We start from the raw sequence: 17,766 nt of genomic DNA, 5'->3' as shown, positions 1-17,766 counted from the left end.
ATGCCTGCGTTCCAGATGCAGCAGGATGTCCGTTTTCAGCATTGCGACCCGGCAGCGATGGTGTTCTATCCGCGCTATTTCGAGATGATCAATCTTACGATCGAGGAATGGTTCCGGTGTGGGTTGGGATGGGATTTCCATCACATGCATGAGATCGATGACCGGGGCATCCCGACGGCTCGGATCGAGGTCGAATTCAAGGCGCCCAGCCGTCTCGGGGATGTTCTGGACTGGAGTCTGACGGTCACGCATGTTGGAACGTCGAGCCTTAATCTGGAGATCGCTGCAAGTTGCAACGGGGAAGAGCGCCTCATCTGCCACTCGACGCTTGTCCAGTTCGTAAAGAGCACGGGCCGTCCTGTCGGCTGGACCGAGAGCCTGAAATCCAGAATGCTGGAATTCCGCAATTAGGGCGTCGGAATGAGATGCCCGAGGCGCGGAATTTCCGCTGGGTTCCTGCTGTCACATAATCAATTTAAAATTTGTGTTTTTACCTGACGTTAATGATCTTCAGCGATGCTCGTGGAGGATAACGCTTGGAGCTTCACCGCGCTCGACACGTGCTGGATTTGTTGATGGACAAAGCCTTAGATTCAAACGACTTCAACATTCTGGTGGTGGATGACGCGCCGGAAAATGTGATGCTGCTCGGGCTGATTCTGAAGGATCAGGGCACCGTCACCACGGCGACCAGCGGGCGGGAGGCCATCGATATCGCGCTGGAAAACCAGCCCGATCTTATTCTTCTCGACATCCAGATGCCGGATCTCGACGGCTACGACGTGATTCGGGTGCTGAAGGAAGACGAGCGCACCAAGAATGTACCGGTGATCTTCGTGACCGGGCTTTCGGACGAAAGTGACGAGGAAAAGGGGCTCGAGCTCGGCGCCATCGATTACATCACGAAGCCGTACAAGCCGGCAGTCGTTCTGGCCCGTGTCCGCAATCACCTGCGGCTGCGGGAATACGCCCTGCGCCTTGAGCACCTGAACGAGCAGCTCGAACTCCTGGCGACGACAGACCCGCTGACCTCCGCGCACAACCGGCGCTATTTCATGTCCAAACTGCAGGACGAGATGGAGCGGGTCTGCCGCTATAACCGCCCGTCGTCGCTCCTCATGCTGGACATCGATCATTTCAAGAACATCAACGACACGTACGGCCACGATGTCGGCGACGCGGTGCTGATAGAAATGGTCAAGGTCCTCGACAGGGAAGTGCGCCATCTCGATACCGTGGCGCGACTCGGTGGCGAGGAATTTGCGATTCTGCTTCCGGAAACGAACGAACCTTCGGCAAAGCTGTCCGCCGTCCGTCTGCTCGACGCGGTCCGCAATATCACGGTCAAGGTCGGTAGCGACGAAGTGAAATTCACCGTGAGCATCGGCTGTGCCGCATTCGACTGCGGGTGCGAAGGCGTCGAGGACATCCTGAAATTCGCCGACCTCGCACTCTACGAAGCCAAACATGGCGGACGCGACCGGGTGGTCACCCGGAGCAGCCTGCCGGCGGCGTGACCGGGACGCTGGCGGATTTGCCATCTTCTGAGATTCGCTCTAAGTGAAACTCCGGGTCCGTTCCGGACCTTGGAGATCTCAGGGGAGCAATCAGATGGAATTCACCAATCCCGAAGGCGTTGCCACGCCGGCATCCCACTACTCGCAGCTCGTCACCGTTCCCGCGAACGCGCGGCGCGCCATCGCGTCGGGGCAGATCGGCGTCTCGCCGGACGGCAGCCTCAGGGAGGGCCTGGAGGCGCAGATGGAGCAGGCGTTCGACAACCTGTTCAAGGTCTTCGCCGCGGCCGGCATGAAAAAGACCGACATCGTGAAGATCGTGTTCTATTCGACCGTCCCCGGCTCGGTCGCGACCTTCCGCGCCATGCGCGACCGGCTCTTTGAGGGCCATGCGCCAGCTTGCACCTATCTCGAGATTGCCCAGCTGGCCACGCCCGGGATGCTGTGTGAGGTCGAAGGCGAGGCCGTGGCGCTCTGAGGCAGGTGCCGACGGCAAGGCCGGTTCGATGATCGATGATTTCCTGTTGCGGGCGCTTGCGGCCGGTATCGGAGCGGCGCTGGCAGCGGGGCCGCTTGGCTGTTTCGTGGTCTGGCGCCGGCTCGCCTATTTCGGCGACACCATGGCGCATTCCGCGCTCCTCGGCCTCGCTCTCGGTTTTCTGCTCGGCATCGCGCCGGTCGTGGGGATCGCGGCCGTGACGCTCGCCGTTGCCGGTCTCTTGCTCACGCTGGAGCGCCGGACCGAGGTCCCGACGGACACCCTGCTCGGCATCCTGTCTCACGGAGCGCTCGCGTTCGGTCTCGTCGCGATCGGACTGATGAGCTGGCTGCGTGTCGATCTGATGGGAGTCCTGTTCGGCGATGTGCTGGCAGTCTCGGTTCAGGACATCGTGCTGATCTACGCGGCGGCGGCGATCGTTCTCGCTGCGCTCTGGCGGATCTGGGAGCCCTTGCTGGCTGCGACGGTCAGTTCCGACCTGGCGCGGGCCGAGGGACTCGGAGGTCCGCGCGCCTCCCTGCTCTTCACGCTGTTGCTTGCGCTTGTCATCGCGGTTTCCATCAAGGTGGTCGGCGTGATGTTGATCACGTCGCTGCTGATCCTGCCGGCGGCCGCGGCGCGGCGATGGTCACGGAGTCCGGAGGCGATGGTTGCCGGCGCGGTGCTGATCGGCATCTTCTCGGTCTGTGCGGGATTGGGCTTTTCCATCGAGTTCGACACCCCTGCGGGGCCGTCCATCGTGCTTGTCGCCTTCGTGATTTTCTTGTTCGGCCTGCCGCGATGGCGGGTGGGAGCGGGACTTCGCTGACCTCCGCGACCGGATAACTTGCGGAACCCGCTTGTATTGAGAAAACGCAATGTTATAACGTTTTCTCAATACCAACTCAGAGATACCTCATGATCAGATTCATCCGTTGCGTGGCGGGCCTCTTTTCCGTCCTGTTGATTGACATCGGAAGTGCTCGTGCCGAACTGTCCGTCGTTGCTTCGATCCCACCGATTCACAGTCTTGTTGCCAAGGTCATGGCGGGCACCGGGGAGCCGCGTTTGATCCTGCGCAACGGACAATCGCCGCACGATTACGCTCTGCGACCGTCCGACGCGCGTGCTCTCGAAAAGGCCGATCTCGTGTTTCTGGTGTCGCACCGGATCGAGACGTTCCTCGATGCCAGTCTGGAGAGCGCTGAAGGCGACGGACGCTACGTTGAACTGGGCGATGCCCATGGTGTGCTCCACCTGCCGGTGCGAGAGGGCGTCCTGTGGGAGCATCACGATCATGGCCACCACGACGATCATGGCGAAGCGGAAGAGGGTCACGACGGTCATGAGGACCATGCCGGTCACGGGGAAGAAGAGCACGAGTCCGAAGAACACGTGCACGATGCTCATGAAGACCCCCACGATCACCACGGATATGATCCTCACGTCTGGCTGAGCACGCGGAACGCCCAGGCCTTTGTCGATGCGATTGCACAGGCGCTGGCCAAGACGGATCCGGCCCACGCCGCTCTTTATGCGGACAATGCCAAAGCCGTGCATCTGGAAATGCAGGCGCTGAGTGACGGCATCGCGGCCAAACTCGCGCCCGTACGGGACCGGCCGTTTCTTGTCTTCCACGATGCCTTTCAATATTTCGAGGCGGAGTTCGATCTGGCGGCCGCGGGTGCCATCAGTGTGAGCGACGCCGCCGCTCCGGGCGCCAAGCGGTTACTTGAACTGCGTCACCGGGTGTCCGAAGGCGACATCAGATGCATCTTCCGAGAAGTGCAGTTTTCGCCGCGGCTCGCGGAGGTGGTCGCCGAAGGAACCGGCACCAAACTCGGTATGCTGGATCCGGTCGGCAGCGCGCTTGATTTCGGCCCGGACAACTACAACGGTCTCATGCAGGGGCTGGCTGACAGTTTTGTGTCCTGCCTGAAATAGACCGCCTCCCAAGTGGTCAGTTCTACGGTGGTACGGCATACTGCCCCGTCATCATTCGGGGGCGGACGTGATCACTATCGAGGAAGCGCTGGGAGAGGCGCCGGTCATCGCAATCCTGCGCGGTCTCGAGCCGGAACATGCCGAGACTGTGGGAGCGGCCCTGTTCGCGGCGGGGATCCGGGTCATAGAGGTGCCGCTCAATTCGCCACGGCCGCTGCAGAGTATCGCCTTGCTCGTCAAGGCGCTCGGCGACCGTGCTGTGATCGGTGCGGGAACGGTGCTCTCGGCGCAGGCGGTGCGCGATGTGGACCGCGCCGGCGGGCGTCTCGTCGTCTCGCCGAATACAGACGAGCGCGTGATCGCCGAAAGCAAGAGCCTCGGATTGATCTCGATGCCGGGATTCTTCACGCCGACCGAAGCCTTTCAGGCGCTTGAGGCCGGGTCGGATTATCTGAAGCTGTTCCCCGGCGACGCCGTCCAGCCGAAGGTCGTCGGGGCGCTCCGGGCGGTTCTGCCTCCGGAGGCCGGGATCGTGGTTACCGGCGGTGTCGGGCTCGGCAATATCGCGGCGTTTTTCGCCGCCGGTGCGAGCGCGGTCGCGGTCGGCTCCTCGATCTTCAAGCCGGGCAAGCCGGTGGCGCGCATCGAGGCGGACGCGGCGGACCTGCTCGCCGCCTGGAAGACAGGCAAGACGGATTAGCGGACGAAGGAATTATGGAAAGCGGGGTTGTATCGCCTCCGCAGCTGCGCGATGTCATGGCCTGCAATTCCATTTACCTGCCAGCCAAACGGGAGCATATCCATGCGTTACCTGCACACGATGGTCCGGATCAGCGACATCGACGAGAGCCTGAAATTTTATTGCGACATCCTCGGTCTCAAGGAAGTTCATCGCTACGACAGCGAGAAGGGCCGTTTCACCAATATTTTCCTCTACGCTCCGGGCGACGAGGCGACTGCTGCTTCCGAAAAGCGCGCGCCGGTGATCGAACTGACCTACAACTGGGATCCCGAGGAATACAAGACCGGCCGGGCCTGGGGACATCTCGCATTCCGGGTCGAGAACATCTACGAAACCTGCCAGAAGATCATGGATGCGGGGGTCACCATCAACCGTCCGCCGCGCGACGGCTACATGGCCTTTGTGAAGTCGCCGGACGGGATCTCGATCGAGATCCTTCAGGAAGGCGAGGCGCTCGCTCCGGCCGAGCCCTGGGCCTCGATGGAGAATACCGGAAGCTGGTAAGCGCCGGGAACGGAGCGTCGACCGGCGTCAGCCGGAGCTGGGCCAGGCCGTGTGATGGTCATCGATAACGAAGACGTGCCGGTGCCGGAATTTCCGGTGCCGGTGCTTTTTCTGTGCCGGGGCTTCCTTGATGATCTGGTCCGGCCCGTGATGACCGTCCGCGGCGGGGGCATGAGCGTGCAGCAATTCCTCGTGTTCGTGTTCCAGCTCGCTCGGATCGTTGCGCGGCCAGAGCAGCATGGCGGCGGCGCTGCCCGCCGTGGCTCCGATAGCAAGCACGACGAGAGCCGTGTTCATTCCGAAACTCGCACCTGCCCACCCGGCCAGAGGATAGGTGACCAGCCAGCATCCGTGTGACAGGGCAAACTGTGCGGCGAACAGCGCCGGCCGGTCTTCGGCGTGGCTGGACCGGCGCAGCAGAAGTCCGGACGGAGTCATGACTAGGGACGATCCGGCACCGAGGAAGAACCAGATCGCGAGCGCGCCGGCATAGGATTCGACCCAGAGCCCGGCGGTCAGCCCTGCGCAAAGACTCACGCCGCCGCATATCATGACCGGGCGCACCTCGATTCGGTCGAGCAGTCTGGGCAGGGTCAGCGCGACAGTCATCGAGCCGAAACCGGCTGCGGCATAGAATATCGCCACATCCATCTCGTTGCCGCCGAACACGGACCGGACGAGTACAACGGTATTGACGATCACCATCGACCCAGCTGACGCGACCGCGAAACTGAGCGCGAGCAAACCGCGTAGCCGCGGCGTTTTCAGATAGATCCAGCTGCCTCGGGTCACGCGTTGCCAAAATCCGCGGCGGTTCTCGTCGATTTTCAGGGCCGGAATGGACGCGGTGAGGATAAGAACCGCCGAGGCGAGAAAACCGATCGTATTCCCGACGAACAGCCAGTGAAAGTTGACGAGTGCCAGCAGGAGACCGGCCAGTATCGGGCTGAGCAACTGTTCGAGATCGTAGAGCAAACGGGAGAGGGAAAGCGCTCGGGTGTAATCCTTCTCGTCCGGAAGAAGGTCCGGGATGGTTGCCTGAAAGGTCGGCGTGAAGGCGGCGGAGCAAGCCTGAAAAAGAAAGATCAGAAGATAGATCTGCCAGATTTCGGAGACGAACGGCAGGACCAAGACAAGAGCGGCGCGGATCATGTCCAGCGTGACGAAAAAAGGTCGGCGCGGGAATCGTTGCGCAAGCGCTGCTCCGATCGGACCAAGACCGACATACGCGACCATCTTTATCGCCAAAGCTGTGCCGAGAACCAAACCGGCCTCGGCGCCGGCGAGTTCGTAGGCCAGAAGGCCGAGAGCGATGGTCGTCAGTCCGGTGCCGAGGAGCGAAAGCCCCTGCGCGGCGAACAGATGCCGATAGGAGCGGTTTCTCAGGGGACCGTCCATGCTTTGCCGCAGCCTCTCCTGACAGGCGGATCCAATCGAGGTGGAGCGCACAGCCTCGGCGTGAATCTAACCCGTTGATCCGTGGACTTCCAGATTGTCCCGGCCTGATATCCGGATCACTTCCGCGACGCCCGCCGCAGAACTCGCTCCGCTAGGTGCGATCAATAATTTATTTAAAATCAAAAAAAGCAATCTTGACGAGTGAGTAAAAATATACTCATTCTTCGTGTGGTGAGATGAAAAAAATCTATCAAAAATTGTGTGAAAGGGTTTCTCCGTGTCAGCGTCGCTACTCGATCGTGTTCGCGGACTTCGTGATCTGTACGACGAGGTCGCAGGTGGAAATCCGGAAGTCCGGGTCGCCGTTCTGGACGGTCCCATCGATCGTAATCATTCCGCCTTCTCCGGCGCCCGCCTCTCGGTCCTGGCGGAAGAGTCCGCCAGAGACGCCGCCGCCGGACACGGGACCCATGTCGCGAGCATCGTCGCCGGGCGGCCGGGATCGCCCCTATGCGGCGTATCTCCGGGTAGCGAGGTCATGTGCATTCCCGTCTATCACGAAGATGGCGCGGGCAATCTGATCAGTTGTGCGCAGGCGACTCTGGCGCGTGCCATCCGGCACGCGCTGACCAACGGTGCCTCGATCATCAACATCAGCGGCGGTCAGTTGACGCCGACCGGACGTGGCGACCGTTTTCTCGAGGGCGTTGTCCATGAGTGCGCGGACAGGAACGTGCTGATCGTGGCGGCAGCGGGCAATGACGGATGCCGCTGTCTGCATGTTCCCGCTGCAATGCCGTCGACACTGGCGGTCGGGGCCTGCGCCGAGGATGGTGCGACGCTGCCGTTTAGCAACTATGGCGAAGCCTATTCGAAAAACGGGCTCCTTGTGCTTGGCCAAGACGTTCCCGGAGCATCACCGGGCGGCGGAATTGCAAAGAGAACGGGGACCAGTTTCGCTGCGCCAATCGCAACCGGTGTCGCTGCGTTGCTTCTCAGTCTGCAGATCAAGCTCGGTGACGAGCCCGATCCGATCTTCGTCCGCAGAATCATGATCGAAACCGCGGATCCCTGCGACCCGCGGGACAGTTCCGACTGCACGCGTGCATTGGCCGGCAGGCTGAATGTCCGGCGTGCGGCGGAGTCCGTCCGACGAGGGCTCAAGCCGTCCGAATTGACGCGCTCGGGTATGGCGGCGCTCGCGAGGTCCCAATCGCTGTCACGCGGACATCCCCCCAGCCAACTGCGAGGAGTGAGCAAGAAAGGAGAGGTCGTATCAATGTCCCAGAATCAATCAGTCACACCGTCGATCCTTGGCCCGGATGGTCTGCCGGCTGCGCCGCCACCGACTTCGTCCGCCGGGATTTCGCAATCTGAAATGGCCTCCGGTTCCACCGGAGAAAGGATCGGTGTTGCCCCGCAAGCAGCATCATCCGAGCCGGTACCATCTGGCGTCGCCCCGGAGATGGCTGTCCAGCCTCCGGGCTCACCTTCCCAGGTCGCAGCCTCCGGAATGCCGGAGATGGTCGCTGCAGCACCGGCCGCCCCCGCCGCCGTGTCGCCGGCAACCCATTCGCCGGTTGTCGCGGCGCACTCGAGTGTTCCCGGAGGTGCGCTCGCGCCTCAGGCCTATGGAGGGATCCAGCCATCCTGCGGAACCCCATTGCCCGTCCAGGCGGCCGGCGCCGTTCAGGTGCAGGGGTGCGGATGCGGCGCAAGCGGCATCAGTCCTTCAGAGACGGTCGATGAGCCGATTTTCGCTATCGGCAAGCTGTTCTACGATTTCGACAGCGAGGCACGGTTCGACTACTTCGTCCAGGCGATGGCTGCCTGGTGGCCCCACTCCGGAAACACAGGGCCTTTCCCGGGACCTGCGGCACCGTGGAATGCGGAATACATGATCCAGTACCTGCTCTGGAAGCCGAGCGAGCACGGTTCATTGGTTCATTTCCCGGATGCCAACGCGCTGATCTGGACGCTGAACATCGACGATGTCCCGATCTATGCAATCAAGCCGCAGGGCGAATTCGGTTTTCCGATGTACACGGAGCTCGCCGGCCTTCTCTGGTACCAGGTGCAACCGGCAAATACCCAGCCGGGAGTGCCGACCAAGGAAAAGGATTTCAAGCCGGCGGTCGATCGGGTTTCCCAGGCCGGCTATGTCGATGGCGAGGTGCGGCTTCTCAACGGAACGGTCGTGCCGAGATTCAGGCCGGTCTGGCGCGGCATGTTCGGCTGGCGTGTGGAGAACATCATTGGCGGCAAGCCCCCGCCCGGCCTGAAGGCATTCCTTGAGCGGATCTACAACGAGTTCCGCAATCCCGGCATATCTCCGCAGGATCGTGCGCTCAACTATTCCGCGTTCAATGCCTACAACGCGAAGCTGATTTTCGAAAAGATGCTGGACAAGGAAATGTTCCTGGACACGGTCAATGTGGACCGGAGCACGATCTGCAGACCGGACTCGGACTGCTGGGATGTGACTTGGACCTTCTTTGCTCCGGATCAGACCCTGACCAAAGCCCGGACCGTTTTCCAGTACACGATCGATGTTAGCGACGTCGTCCCCGTGACGGTCGGACAGCTTCGCGAATGGGAAATGTTCTGATCGCGCTCGCCGCGCTTCGAATCCTTGTGGCCGAAGCCGCAGGGAACGGCGCCGGCCGGCGGTCGGCGCCGTGAGGCGGTCCTTCGGAGGTTCCGGGGGGCTGCGATGTCCCAACCTACCTACGGAAGAAAGGACAGAGATCCATGCGTACTCCAATGCAAGTCGAAGGTGTCGATCGTGGTGTCGAACGTATGGCGCAGATCGGCGTCGCCGGTTCAGTCAATCCGGCTTTCTGGGGCAGCCTGGTCAGCGCCGCGCTCCCGGTTCTGAAGAACGCGGCCGCCGGAGCCCTCCAGGGGGCGCTGAACGGCTAATTGGCCGGACCTAGCTCCATCAGACGGGCCGGATTCCGTTGCAGAACGGCACCCGGCCCGTCGCGGCCCGAAACCCCGGACGGGCGGGTATGGAAATTGTCCAAGCAGGAGGCCCCGATCATGAAGAATATGCCGAGTTCACCTATCGCTCCGGCCAGCCACTCTTCGGTTTCCCCCTCGGCGTCTGCGCGCGGGATGCGCGGAGCGGAGAACAGCGGACGTCCGATGATCGCATCGGCTCACGGATGGACTTTCGTAATGCAGCAGATTGTAGAGCGAAATCCTCTTGTCCGGCATACCTTGGCCAAGAGAAATGCAGGAAAACCAACCTGATGCAGTGTTTCGCATCATCGTGGAAATCATGAACAGGAGAGCGAGATGGCAAAAAATCCAAGTGGTGCATCCACAGGTCAAGGCACCGAAGTCCGCGCGTCAGCAAGCGAACCGCCACCGGCGTCAGGCAGCACGGGCCGATTGCCTCCTCAGACCCAGGCCGTGAGCGGAGATACGAGCAACGCCGAGGCAGGCGGGCCGCCGCAATCGGCCGGCACGCAGCCGAAGATGTTCAATCTCGGGGCGCCACCCCGTTACAGGAAGCACAGTGTCACGATGCAGATTCTGGCCAACCCCGAGGCCAAGAAAGCCTTCTACCAGCCCTATTCCGGTCAGCGGCGGGAATGGCAGAAATAGCGTATCGCAGGATTAGGTTTTCCTGAGGCTCGGAGCCGGCGCGCTCCGGGCCGCCTTTGCAATGCTCCCTCTCCCTCCGAGAAAAAGTTCTCCCGGTCTCGTCACAGACGGCATCTCTCGCTCGACATGTCTGCGAACCCCGTTGCAACAGAGCCAAGGAGGCAAGAATGACCGGGACCGCAGCTGTGAACTTCCACGCCAATGCAGAGAAAATCTTTGGCCGTCTGGAGGCCGTCGAGAACGAGATCGCGGAGACCGGATTCGACAAGCCGCTCCATCACCTCGTGAAGCTGCGCGCATCGCAGATCAATCAGTGTGCTTTCTGCGTCAAGATGCATATCGAGGAGGCCCGCAAGGACGGCGAGAGCCAGGATCGGATCGACCGGGTCATCGTCTGGCGTCACGTGCGTGATTTCACGCCCTCCGAAAAGGTGGCGCTCGCCTGGACCGAGGCTCTCACACAGCCGGACCCGAAGGCCGATCTCGGTCCGCTGCGCCGGGAGTTGAGGGAGCATTTCACCGATCGGGAGATCTCGACGCTGACGGCGATCGTGGCGATGATCAATCTCTGGAACCGGATTCAAATCTCGAACCATTGATGGAACGTCCGTTGGATCACATAGAAATCTTCGAGGAGGCGAGGCCGATGCTGACCGGTCTCGCCTATCGCCTCCTCGGGAGCCGCGCCGAGGCCGAGGACGTTGTTCAGGACACCTTCCTCGCCTGGGACGCGGCCGATCGCGAGGAGATCGCGAACCGGAGGGGCTGGTTGACGTCGGTGGCAACGCGGCGGGCGCTCGACGTCCTGAAGTCCGCCCGCCGAAGCCGGACCGAGTATGTCGGATCCTGGCTTCCAGAGCCGATGGAAACGGTGCAGGCGGGAACGCCGGAGACGGATTTCCTGATGAGCGAGAGCGTCACCATGGCCTTTCTGCTCGTTCTCGAACGTCTGGCGCCGAAAGAGCGCGCGGCCTTCGTCCTGCACGACGTCTTCGCAATGGAGTACGGCGAGATCGCGGAGTGTCTGCAGGTCAGCGAGGCCAGCTGTCGCAAACTGGCCTCCCGGGCGCGGGTCAATGTCCGCAGGTCGGGAAACACAAGACCGGCGCCGAAGGATGTTCAGGAGCGCCTGGTCGAGGCCTTCCAGACGGCCGTCAGGACCGGTGTGGCCGACAGTCTGGCCGCCATGCTTTCGAGCCACGCGGTCCTGACGGCGGACAGCGGCGGCAAGGCGGATTCGATCCGCAAACCCCTTCTTGGTGCCGAGACTATTCTCCAGTTCGTCACCCGTTATCTTCGGCTCTGGCACGCGGACTATCAGGTCGCCATCGCGGAGATCAACGCACAGCGCGCGCTGGTTGCCCGAGACGGAGCCAGGACGGAGGCCGTGATCACATTTGCGGTTGGCGAAGATGACCGGATATCGGACATCATGATCACGCGGAACCCGGACAAGCTCCGCCGTTTCGATCTCGGCGCCTGACCGTTGCGAATCCCCGGATGCCGGGATTGTCCGGGGAGCAGTCGTCCCGAAGGCCGCGCGGGCCAATCTCGACAATCTGTCTAAAATATACGCAATCTTAAGGAGTTGGAGCGCAGTGTCGGAATATTGCATCTGCACTGTGCCGGGAATGCGCTATGGTTGTCGCGATGGATACGCAGCCACGCCTGACCAAGACCTACCGATTGCTGGTCCGGGGGACCAACATCAATGACACGTCCCTTCTCGCAACGGACTATCTGAATCACTTCAACGAAGTGGTGATGTTGCTTGAGCTTGTTCCGGACATGCCGGAGATGCTCGAGGAAGTCGAACAGTGGGAGCCGGCGACCTACACCGAGCACTTTGCCGCCAGCGGATTCTCGGACAAGGAACTCGCCATCTGGGCCTACGAGAACGCGCCCCGGGAATATATCGACGCCTTCGAGGATCTGGTCGCGGCGGCCAACGAGCAGATCTTTTCTGCCGCAGATCTGCTGAAAAAGCTGAACGGATCAGTGCCCGCGGAAGCCTTCCAGGAGCAGACCATGACGAAGGTCCGCGAGATCAAGGCGACGCTCGAGCAGATCTCCGGCGTGATCAACGGCACCGTGCCGCGCTACGACCAGGCGGAGATCGACGACATCATGGACCAGGCCGCGATCGACAGTCTGTTCGATTGACCGGCAGCCGACATTTCGCCGCAGCGCCCTATCTTTCCCCTCGGGCTTTTCAGGCCCGGATGAAAGACGAAGGGGAGGCCACGTGTTCTGGAAGCTGATACCAGGCCGATCGATGGTACTGCTGATGGCGCTCGCTCTGCTACCAACGCTCTCGGTACCGTCCCCGGCGGACTTGCCGGATGACGAGACCTATCTCGCCCGTGAACTTGCTCGGCACAGGTACGTGCTATTGGGCGAGAAACACGACAATCCGGAGCATCATCTGATTCAGGCGCGCCTGCTCGCGCGAATGCTCGAACTCGGGCGCCGTCCGGCGCTGGTCTGGGAAATGGTTCCGCGCGGCAAGCAACGCGCCATCGACGTTCTGGCGGCCGGCGGCCATGCCGACCCGGACCGTTTTGCAGACGCTGTCGGCTGGGCGGAGTCCGGCTGGCCGGACTGGAATATCTACCGGCCGGTAGCCGAGGTCGCTCTCGCGGCCCGGTTGCCCATGGTTGCCGGAAATATCGACCGGGAGACGGTCGGGCAACTGGCACGAAATCCTGAAAGTGCCGATCCTATCCTGAGGAAAACCCTCCGTCTGGAGGCCAGGTTGCCGGCGGATGTCAGGGGCGCGGTGGCGGAGGAGATCTATCGGGGACACTGCGCGCTGGTGCCGCACGAACGGCTGGAGCCGATGATCCGGGTTCAGGTCGCCAGGGACGCGAGCCTTGCGGAGGCGATGGTCCGGGCGGCGACAACGGCAGACGGCGCGGTCCTGATTGCCGGCGGTCAGCATGCGCGCCGGGATATCGGCGCGGGGTACCATCTGGCCCACCGCTTCGGCGCGCGGGATATAGTGTCGCTTGCTCTGATCGAGCGCGGAGGAGAGGAGCCCGCGCTTCCGGACGCGGCGCTTTCGCGGAAGTTCGATTTCGTCTGGTTCACCGACCGGGCTTATCCGGATCGGGATTACTGCGCCGAGCTGGAAGCCAGATTCGGCAAGCACAAATAGAAACCGCGCCGCCGGCGGACCGGCAGCGCGGTTCGGGCCGTCAGGTGCGCGCGGCTATTTCGCAGTTTCGGCTTTGAGATAGGCGATCACGTTGTCGATGTCGTCCTGCTTCTTGAGACCGGCGAACGACATCCTGGTGCCTTTGACATAGCCCCTGGGCGATTTCAGGTATTCGGCGATGGTTTCCTCGGTCCACACGAGACCCTCTTCGCCCTTGCCGGTCATTGCCTTGGAATACTTGAAGTTTTCGAGGCCGCCGGCCTTGCGGCCGAAGATGCCGACGAGGTGCGGGCCGACCCTGTTCTTTTCCTTGTCCACGACATGGCAGGCCTTGCACTTACGGAACACCTTCTTGCCCTTGTCCGCATCGCCGGCGGCAAGGGCGGGGCTTGCAATCAGGGTCAGGACGGCGACGGCATAGGCGACATTGCGCAACATTTCTCTCTCCATGTTTTCCGGCCGATGGCTCGGTGTCGCGAGGAATCTAGGCAGACATTCCCGCACGGCCCAGTCGGCGAACTGTCGCACCGTTTGCCCGGAGTCGACTGCGCATAGACTTGCCGATATGGCTTTCCGCGTAAAGCCTTGACCAGGCATCAGGTGTGGCGGTCCGCCAGGATCATGTGGTTGTCGAAACCTAGTCCGGTGAAGCGGCGGATGTCGCCATTGAAGACGGTTCCATCCGGTTCCGCCACGCGGCTCAGCAGACGGCCGGAGCCGGTGGAGAAACGGAAGGCGCCCGGATGACCGTCCTTCGCGATCCCGGCGCTGTCACGGACGGTGTCCAGCATGATCAGCCTGCCCTCGGGGATCGACCAGATCGCGATCCGGTTTCCGCGCGGGAAGGTGCCGGCGCCGAACCGGCCGGACGCGTCGATTGCCACATCGGCGCAGTAACCCCGGAGCTGTGGCGACAGCGTTTCCGGCGTGTCAAACAGGCTGAGGGCGCCGTCTGTACCGACATGTCCGACCAGTGGGGGGACGTCGGTCCTGGCGCCCTGGAACTGCATGCCGAAAAGCACGCTGCCGTCGGGACCGGTATCGAGGTGGCGGATGCTGTTCTTGTGCCACTCGCCCGGCAGCGCGATCTTGCGGATGACGCTGCCGTCACGGGCATCGAGGAAGGTCAGGTTCGGCTGCATGTCGGCGATGTTGAGCTTCGCCCGGCCGCTGTCCGGATGGGTCAGGATGCCGCCGTTCGCAATCGCCATAGCCGCGCCGCCGGGCAGCAGCGCCAGGTCGTGCGGGCCGGCGCCGTGGCTGTCCCACTCGCCGGCGCGCCGGTACCCGTCCCGGCAGTCCCAGATGCCGATCACACCGCGGCCGCGATCGAAATCGTTCTCTGTCGTGAACAGCAGTTTCCCGTCCGCGGAGAATTCGGCATGGCCGTAGAAGTGGCGATCGCCGGGCGCACTGACGAATGCGCTGAGCGTACCGGTCCCGAGATCGACCACCAGCATGAACCGTCCCGGTCGGCGGGCCACGTGGACAGCGGTCTTTGCGTCCGGCGAGAGCGTTGTGGCGTGGCCGCGTCCCGGAAGCGGGAGTTGGAAGGAGATCTCGCCGCTTCCGGTGCAGCCGACGAGCACGAAGCTGCCGTCTTTCCTGCGGGCGGCGGAGATCAGCAGACCATCGCTGCCGCTTCCGGCGGTCAGCGGCGAGGCGATCGGCGCCGTCACGCCCGAAGCAGTGATCCCCGCAAGGAAGTTGCGGCGGGTCATCATGACGTCAGTCGCCGTCCCTGCTGTTGAAACCGGGCGAGATATCGAGCGCGACGGCAAGATCCGTCCCGATAAGGTCCGCCAGTTCTTTCAATCCGGCCCGGATGGTCTGCAGTTCTTGGCGGCCTTCGGTCGTGCCGAAGGCGTCGTAGAGCGGCATCCCGACAGTTGAGATGTCCTGCGCGATCCGGGTGAAGAGGACCTGGATCCGGTCGGCGAGGGGCTCCTGTCCGCCGGACCGCAGCGCGGCATCGAAACCGCCGTTGAGATACAGGTCCGCGAGCCCGTCGACCGACTCCGCCAGGATCTCGCGCGACAGGCCGCTGCGCCAGGCCTCGGCAAGTTTGGGGCGCGCGGTGTCGACAGCGGAGCCGAGAGGGCGACCGAGCCTGATGTCGCGGCTTGCCTCGAGCTCCCCCAGAACGCTCTGCAGCAGGTCGACCGGAACTTCCGAGACCTCGTTGTAAGGGCCCGTGCCTGTGCCGGCCACGGCGATCAGATGGGCGTAGCCGTCGTTCGGATTCCAGTCGGCCACGAGCTCGTCCGAGATCGAGGCCAGGTTCCCGGCGATGGCCCGGGTCAGTTCGCACCGGAACGCCCCTTTCCCATCGCCGTAACCGCTATTGCCGTCGGCCAATATCCGTTCGAGCGCAGGCAATCCCTGGAGCGCGACGCTGGCGGCGGCAAAGCGTTCCGCGGACAAGGCGTCCCGGTCGCTGGCTGCCAGCGCGCGGGCGAGCTGCTTGCCGGTCTTGCCGCGCGTATCCGGCCAGAACTGGATCCTGTAGGCGCGATCAAGATAGGTGATCGGGCCGAACTGGATATGGCGAATTCCCGCCCACCGGACCCAGAAGGCGCGGAATGCCCGGTCAAGTGCGAAGAATGCGGCCGCATCCCGGTCCGCGCAATAGGCGTCCGCTGACGCGGCAAGCGCGGCGCCGCTCTCGGCGAGCCGCTCGTAGCGCGGCAAAATGTGATTGGTGACGCTGGCGGCCGCGATGGTTGCGTAGACCGTGTCGTCCCCTTGCGCCTGCACCCCGTCGGGCAGGGGGCAGAGGACCGCCGAAAGGGCAATGGTCGCGGTGGCGACTATCCGTTTCATTTCCTCCTCCTCAGAGCGAATTCAGGAAGCGGAGAAGATCCTCGCGTTCCTGCTTCGGCAGGGCGATGACGCGGCCGCGTGCAGCCGCGGCCTCGCCGCCATGCCATAGGATCGCCTCCAGCAGGTTGCGGGCCCGGCCGTCATGCAGGAAGTTGGTGTGGCCGTTGACGGTTTCGGTGAGGCCGATGCCCCAGAGCGGCGGCGTGCGCCATTCCCGCCCGTCCGCCCGTCCGTCGGGGCGGTTGTCCGCGAGTCCCTCGCCCATGTCATGCAGCAGCATGTCCGTGTAGGGCCAGATCAGCTGGAAGGACTGTTCCGGGCGCAGCGGATCGCGCGGCGTCACGTATTTCGGGCGGTGACAGGCGATGCAGCCGGCTTCGTAGAAGATCCTCTTGCCGTTGAGGACGGACGGATCGTCGACATCGCGCCGCGCGGGAACGGAAAGATTGCGGCTGTAGAAGGTTACGAGATCGAGCAGATGATCGTTGACCTCGACATTGCCGTCCCCGGATTCCCCGCCGTGCGGAGAGTCAAGGCAGACCGGCTGCGCCTGCGTGCAGTCGCCGGCATTGGCCGGGTGCAGGCTCGACGAAATGCCGATGTCACCGGCGAAGGCGCCGGAGACCTGGTCCTTCAGGGTCGGTTCATTGGCCTTCCAGCCGAAGCGCCCGAGCATGACCTCGCGGTTGAGCGCGCTCATCACCCGGTTCGGGCGACCGGAAATACCGTCCCCGTCCCGGTCCCCGGGATCGGCCCAGCTCAGGATATCCTTTTCGGAAAGGGCTTCCAGAAGCCCGAGGCCGATCATCGGCGTGGCGATACGGGCGGACATCATGAACTCGTCGTGGAAGGCCCCGTAGGCGGGCTCGGAGAGACTGACCGCCGGTTTGCGCAACTCGATGATGGTGCCGTCGGCGAGCGTGACCGGAACCGCTTCGTAGCGGATCTCGACCCGCGCCTCGGCGTCCTGGCCCGCAATCGCGAAGGATTGCAGTTGGCCGCCATAGACCGGGTCGGGGATCGCGTGGCGCGTCCCGGCCTCCAGCATCGCACGGTCCGTATCGTTCTGCGGCGGTATGCTCAGCCGGACAAGCAGTGCGACGGCGTCGGCCTGCGTTCCGTCCGGTGGGGCGCCGCGGCCGTCCTTCAGATGGCAGCGCTGGCAGGAGCGCGCGTTGTAGAGCGGACCGAGCCCGTCGGAGGATTTTGTACTGGCGGGCGAACTCACCCACATCTTCTTGAAGATGCCGTCGCCGAGTTCGAAATAGAGCCGCCGCTCGAAGGCCATGTTGGCCGACGGGTGGGAGAAGACGTCACCGTTGATCCGCTTGCGGTGCGTTGTCGCACCGCCCTGCATGATTTCGTATTTCTCGGGCCGCGAGAAGTCGGTCGTCGGTCTGGTGACGCGCGCGATCCGCACGGAATCGTCGTCGGCGAGGCTTTCCGGCATGCCGGTAGAACCGACGATCAGCGCTGTCAGCAACAACTTGATCTTGTTCAACATGTGCCTGTTCTATCGCAAGAACACGGGCCGTTCTATTGAAGCGAGCGGGACCTTTTATCGCAGACCGGCGATCTGCCCGAAGAAAAG

General features: G+C 62.9%; 19 protein-coding genes. 14 read left to right on the top strand and 5 right to left on the bottom strand.

The window, feature by feature from the left end:
- The 7 genes from ACOOE1_RS10785 (at position 1) to gloA (ending at position 5,185) form a co-directional block, all read left to right on the top strand.
- Positions 1 to 411 (top strand): acyl-CoA thioesterase, encoded by a 411-nt coding sequence (locus ACOOE1_RS10785; RefSeq protein ID WP_420406344.1) that lies wholly within the window; start codon positions 1 to 3, stop codon positions 409 to 411.
- 164 nt (positions 412 to 575) lie between these two features.
- Entirely contained in the window at positions 576 to 1,517 is a 942-nt protein-coding gene (locus ACOOE1_RS10780) for a diguanylate cyclase (RefSeq protein ID WP_420406343.1), read from the top strand.
- 94 nt (positions 1,518 to 1,611) lie between these two features.
- Entirely contained in the window at positions 1,612 to 1,995 is a 384-nt protein-coding gene (locus ACOOE1_RS10775) for a RidA family protein (RefSeq protein ID WP_420406342.1), read from the top strand.
- Positions 1,996 to 2,023: 28 nt separating this feature from the next.
- Complete coding sequence (locus ACOOE1_RS10770; protein ID WP_420406341.1) at positions 2,024 to 2,824, top strand: metal ABC transporter permease; 801 nt, start codon at positions 2,024 to 2,026, stop codon at positions 2,822 to 2,824.
- Positions 2,825 to 2,913: 89 nt separating this feature from the next.
- Complete coding sequence (locus tag ACOOE1_RS10765; RefSeq protein WP_420406340.1) at positions 2,914 to 3,939, top strand: zinc ABC transporter substrate-binding protein; 1,026 nt, start codon at positions 2,914 to 2,916, stop codon at positions 3,937 to 3,939.
- 67 nt (positions 3,940 to 4,006) lie between these two features.
- On the top strand, positions 4,007 to 4,639 hold the full coding sequence (locus tag ACOOE1_RS10760; RefSeq protein ID WP_420406339.1) for a 2-dehydro-3-deoxy-6-phosphogalactonate aldolase: 633 nt from the start codon (positions 4,007 to 4,009) through the stop codon (positions 4,637 to 4,639).
- A gap of 102 nt (positions 4,640 to 4,741) precedes the next feature.
- Positions 4,742 to 5,185 (top strand): lactoylglutathione lyase, encoded by a 444-nt coding sequence (gloA, locus tag ACOOE1_RS10755; protein WP_420406338.1) that lies wholly within the window; start codon positions 4,742 to 4,744, stop codon positions 5,183 to 5,185.
- A 27-nt stretch (positions 5,186 to 5,212) separates the two neighbouring features.
- On the opposite strand, the gene ACOOE1_RS10750 is transcribed toward gloA, so the two are convergent.
- A complete protein-coding gene (locus tag ACOOE1_RS10750) occupies positions 5,213 to 6,583 on the bottom strand; it encodes an MFS transporter (RefSeq protein WP_420406337.1) in 1,371 nt (456 codons plus the stop codon).
- 367 nt (positions 6,584 to 6,950) lie between these two features.
- Here ACOOE1_RS10750 and ACOOE1_RS10745 point away from each other — a divergent pair, with 367 nt between their 5' ends.
- From ACOOE1_RS10745 to ACOOE1_RS10715, 7 genes are all read left to right on the top strand, one after another.
- A complete protein-coding gene (locus ACOOE1_RS10745; protein WP_420406421.1) occupies positions 6,951 to 9,191 on the top strand; it encodes a PatA/PatG family cyanobactin maturation protease in 2,241 nt (746 codons plus the stop codon).
- Positions 9,192 to 9,334: 143 nt separating this feature from the next.
- Complete coding sequence (locus tag ACOOE1_RS10740; RefSeq protein WP_420406336.1) at positions 9,335 to 9,505, top strand: hypothetical protein; 171 nt, start codon at positions 9,335 to 9,337, stop codon at positions 9,503 to 9,505.
- 495 nt (positions 9,506 to 10,000) lie between these two features.
- Positions 10,001 to 10,195, top strand: a complete 195-nt coding sequence (locus tag ACOOE1_RS10735) for a hypothetical protein (protein ID WP_420406335.1) — start codon at positions 10,001 to 10,003, stop codon at positions 10,193 to 10,195.
- Positions 10,196 to 10,362: 167 nt separating this feature from the next.
- Positions 10,363 to 10,794 (top strand): carboxymuconolactone decarboxylase family protein, encoded by a 432-nt coding sequence (locus ACOOE1_RS10730; protein WP_420406334.1) that lies wholly within the window; start codon positions 10,363 to 10,365, stop codon positions 10,792 to 10,794.
- 11 nt (positions 10,795 to 10,805) lie between these two features.
- Positions 10,806 to 11,678: an RNA polymerase sigma factor SigJ gene (gene sigJ / locus ACOOE1_RS10725; RefSeq protein WP_420406333.1), complete on the top strand. Its 873-nt coding sequence runs from the start codon at positions 10,806 to 10,808 to the stop codon at positions 11,676 to 11,678.
- 155 nt (positions 11,679 to 11,833) lie between these two features.
- Positions 11,834 to 12,358, top strand: a complete 525-nt coding sequence (locus ACOOE1_RS10720; RefSeq protein ID WP_420406332.1) for a hypothetical protein — start codon at positions 11,834 to 11,836, stop codon at positions 12,356 to 12,358.
- A gap of 82 nt (positions 12,359 to 12,440) precedes the next feature.
- The gene (locus ACOOE1_RS10715; protein WP_420406331.1) at positions 12,441 to 13,352 is read left to right on the top strand and encodes a ChaN family lipoprotein; all 912 of its coding nucleotides are present in this window, start codon (positions 12,441 to 12,443) and stop codon (positions 13,350 to 13,352) included.
- A gap of 54 nt (positions 13,353 to 13,406) precedes the next feature.
- On the opposite strand, the gene ACOOE1_RS10710 is transcribed toward ACOOE1_RS10715, so the two are convergent.
- The 4 genes from ACOOE1_RS10710 to ACOOE1_RS10695 form a co-directional block, all read right to left on the bottom strand.
- Positions 13,407 to 13,790 (bottom strand): c-type cytochrome, encoded by a 384-nt coding sequence (locus tag ACOOE1_RS10710; protein WP_420406330.1) that lies wholly within the window; start codon positions 13,788 to 13,790, stop codon positions 13,407 to 13,409.
- A gap of 158 nt (positions 13,791 to 13,948) precedes the next feature.
- On the bottom strand, positions 13,949 to 15,076 hold the full coding sequence (locus tag ACOOE1_RS10705) for a DUF1513 domain-containing protein (protein WP_420406329.1): 1,128 nt from the start codon (positions 15,074 to 15,076) through the stop codon (positions 13,949 to 13,951).
- 4 nt (positions 15,077 to 15,080) lie between these two features.
- Positions 15,081 to 16,175, bottom strand: a complete 1,095-nt coding sequence (locus ACOOE1_RS10700) for an imelysin family protein (protein ID WP_420406328.1) — start codon at positions 16,173 to 16,175, stop codon at positions 15,081 to 15,083.
- Positions 16,176 to 16,185: 10 nt separating this feature from the next.
- Positions 16,186 to 17,679 (bottom strand): di-heme oxidoredictase family protein, encoded by a 1,494-nt coding sequence (locus ACOOE1_RS10695; protein WP_420406327.1) that lies wholly within the window; start codon positions 17,677 to 17,679, stop codon positions 16,186 to 16,188.
- Positions 17,680 to 17,766 lie beyond the last annotated feature (87 nt).

This window comes from Nisaea sp. (assembly GCF_965216895.1).
Taxonomy (GTDB): Bacteria; Pseudomonadota; Alphaproteobacteria; order Thalassobaculales; family Thalassobaculaceae; genus Nisaea.
The sequence above is the reverse complement of the archived record's forward strand: the minus strand, read 5'-3'. Positions and strand labels throughout refer to the sequence as shown.

What these genes read in the sequence shown, in the direction of transcription:
- ACOOE1_RS10785 (WP_420406344.1), top strand. Translation starts at nt 1, where the DNA reads ATGCCTGCGTTCCAGATGCAGCAGGATGTCCGTTTTCAGCATTGCGAC.
- ACOOE1_RS10780 (WP_420406343.1), top strand. Translation starts at nt 576, where the DNA reads ATGGACAAAGCCTTAGATTCAAACGACTTCAACATTCTGGTGGTGGAT.
- ACOOE1_RS10775 (WP_420406342.1), top strand. Translation starts at nt 1,612, where the DNA reads ATGGAATTCACCAATCCCGAAGGCGTTGCCACGCCGGCATCCCACTAC.
- ACOOE1_RS10770 (WP_420406341.1), top strand. Translation starts at nt 2,024, where the DNA reads ATGATCGATGATTTCCTGTTGCGGGCGCTTGCGGCCGGTATCGGAGCG.
- ACOOE1_RS10765 (WP_420406340.1), top strand. Translation starts at nt 2,914, where the DNA reads ATGATCAGATTCATCCGTTGCGTGGCGGGCCTCTTTTCCGTCCTGTTG.
- gloA (WP_420406338.1), top strand. Translation starts at nt 4,742, where the DNA reads ATGCGTTACCTGCACACGATGGTCCGGATCAGCGACATCGACGAGAGC.
- ACOOE1_RS10750 (WP_420406337.1), bottom strand. Translation starts at nt 6,583, where the DNA reads ATGGACGGTCCCCTGAGAAACCGCTCCTATCGGCATCTGTTCGCCGCG.
- ACOOE1_RS10740 (WP_420406336.1), top strand. Translation starts at nt 9,335, where the DNA reads ATGCGTACTCCAATGCAAGTCGAAGGTGTCGATCGTGGTGTCGAACGT.
- ACOOE1_RS10730 (WP_420406334.1), top strand. Translation starts at nt 10,363, where the DNA reads ATGACCGGGACCGCAGCTGTGAACTTCCACGCCAATGCAGAGAAAATC.
- ACOOE1_RS10720 (WP_420406332.1), top strand. Translation starts at nt 11,834, where the DNA reads ATGGTTGTCGCGATGGATACGCAGCCACGCCTGACCAAGACCTACCGA.
- ACOOE1_RS10710 (WP_420406330.1), bottom strand. Translation starts at nt 13,790, where the DNA reads ATGTTGCGCAATGTCGCCTATGCCGTCGCCGTCCTGACCCTGATTGCA.
- ACOOE1_RS10705 (WP_420406329.1), bottom strand. Translation starts at nt 15,076, where the DNA reads ATGATGACCCGCCGCAACTTCCTTGCGGGGATCACTGCTTCGGGCGTG.
- ACOOE1_RS10700 (WP_420406328.1), bottom strand. Translation starts at nt 16,175, where the DNA reads ATGAAACGGATAGTCGCCACCGCGACCATTGCCCTTTCGGCGGTCCTC.
- ACOOE1_RS10695 (WP_420406327.1), bottom strand. Translation starts at nt 17,679, where the DNA reads ATGTTGAACAAGATCAAGTTGTTGCTGACAGCGCTGATCGTCGGTTCT.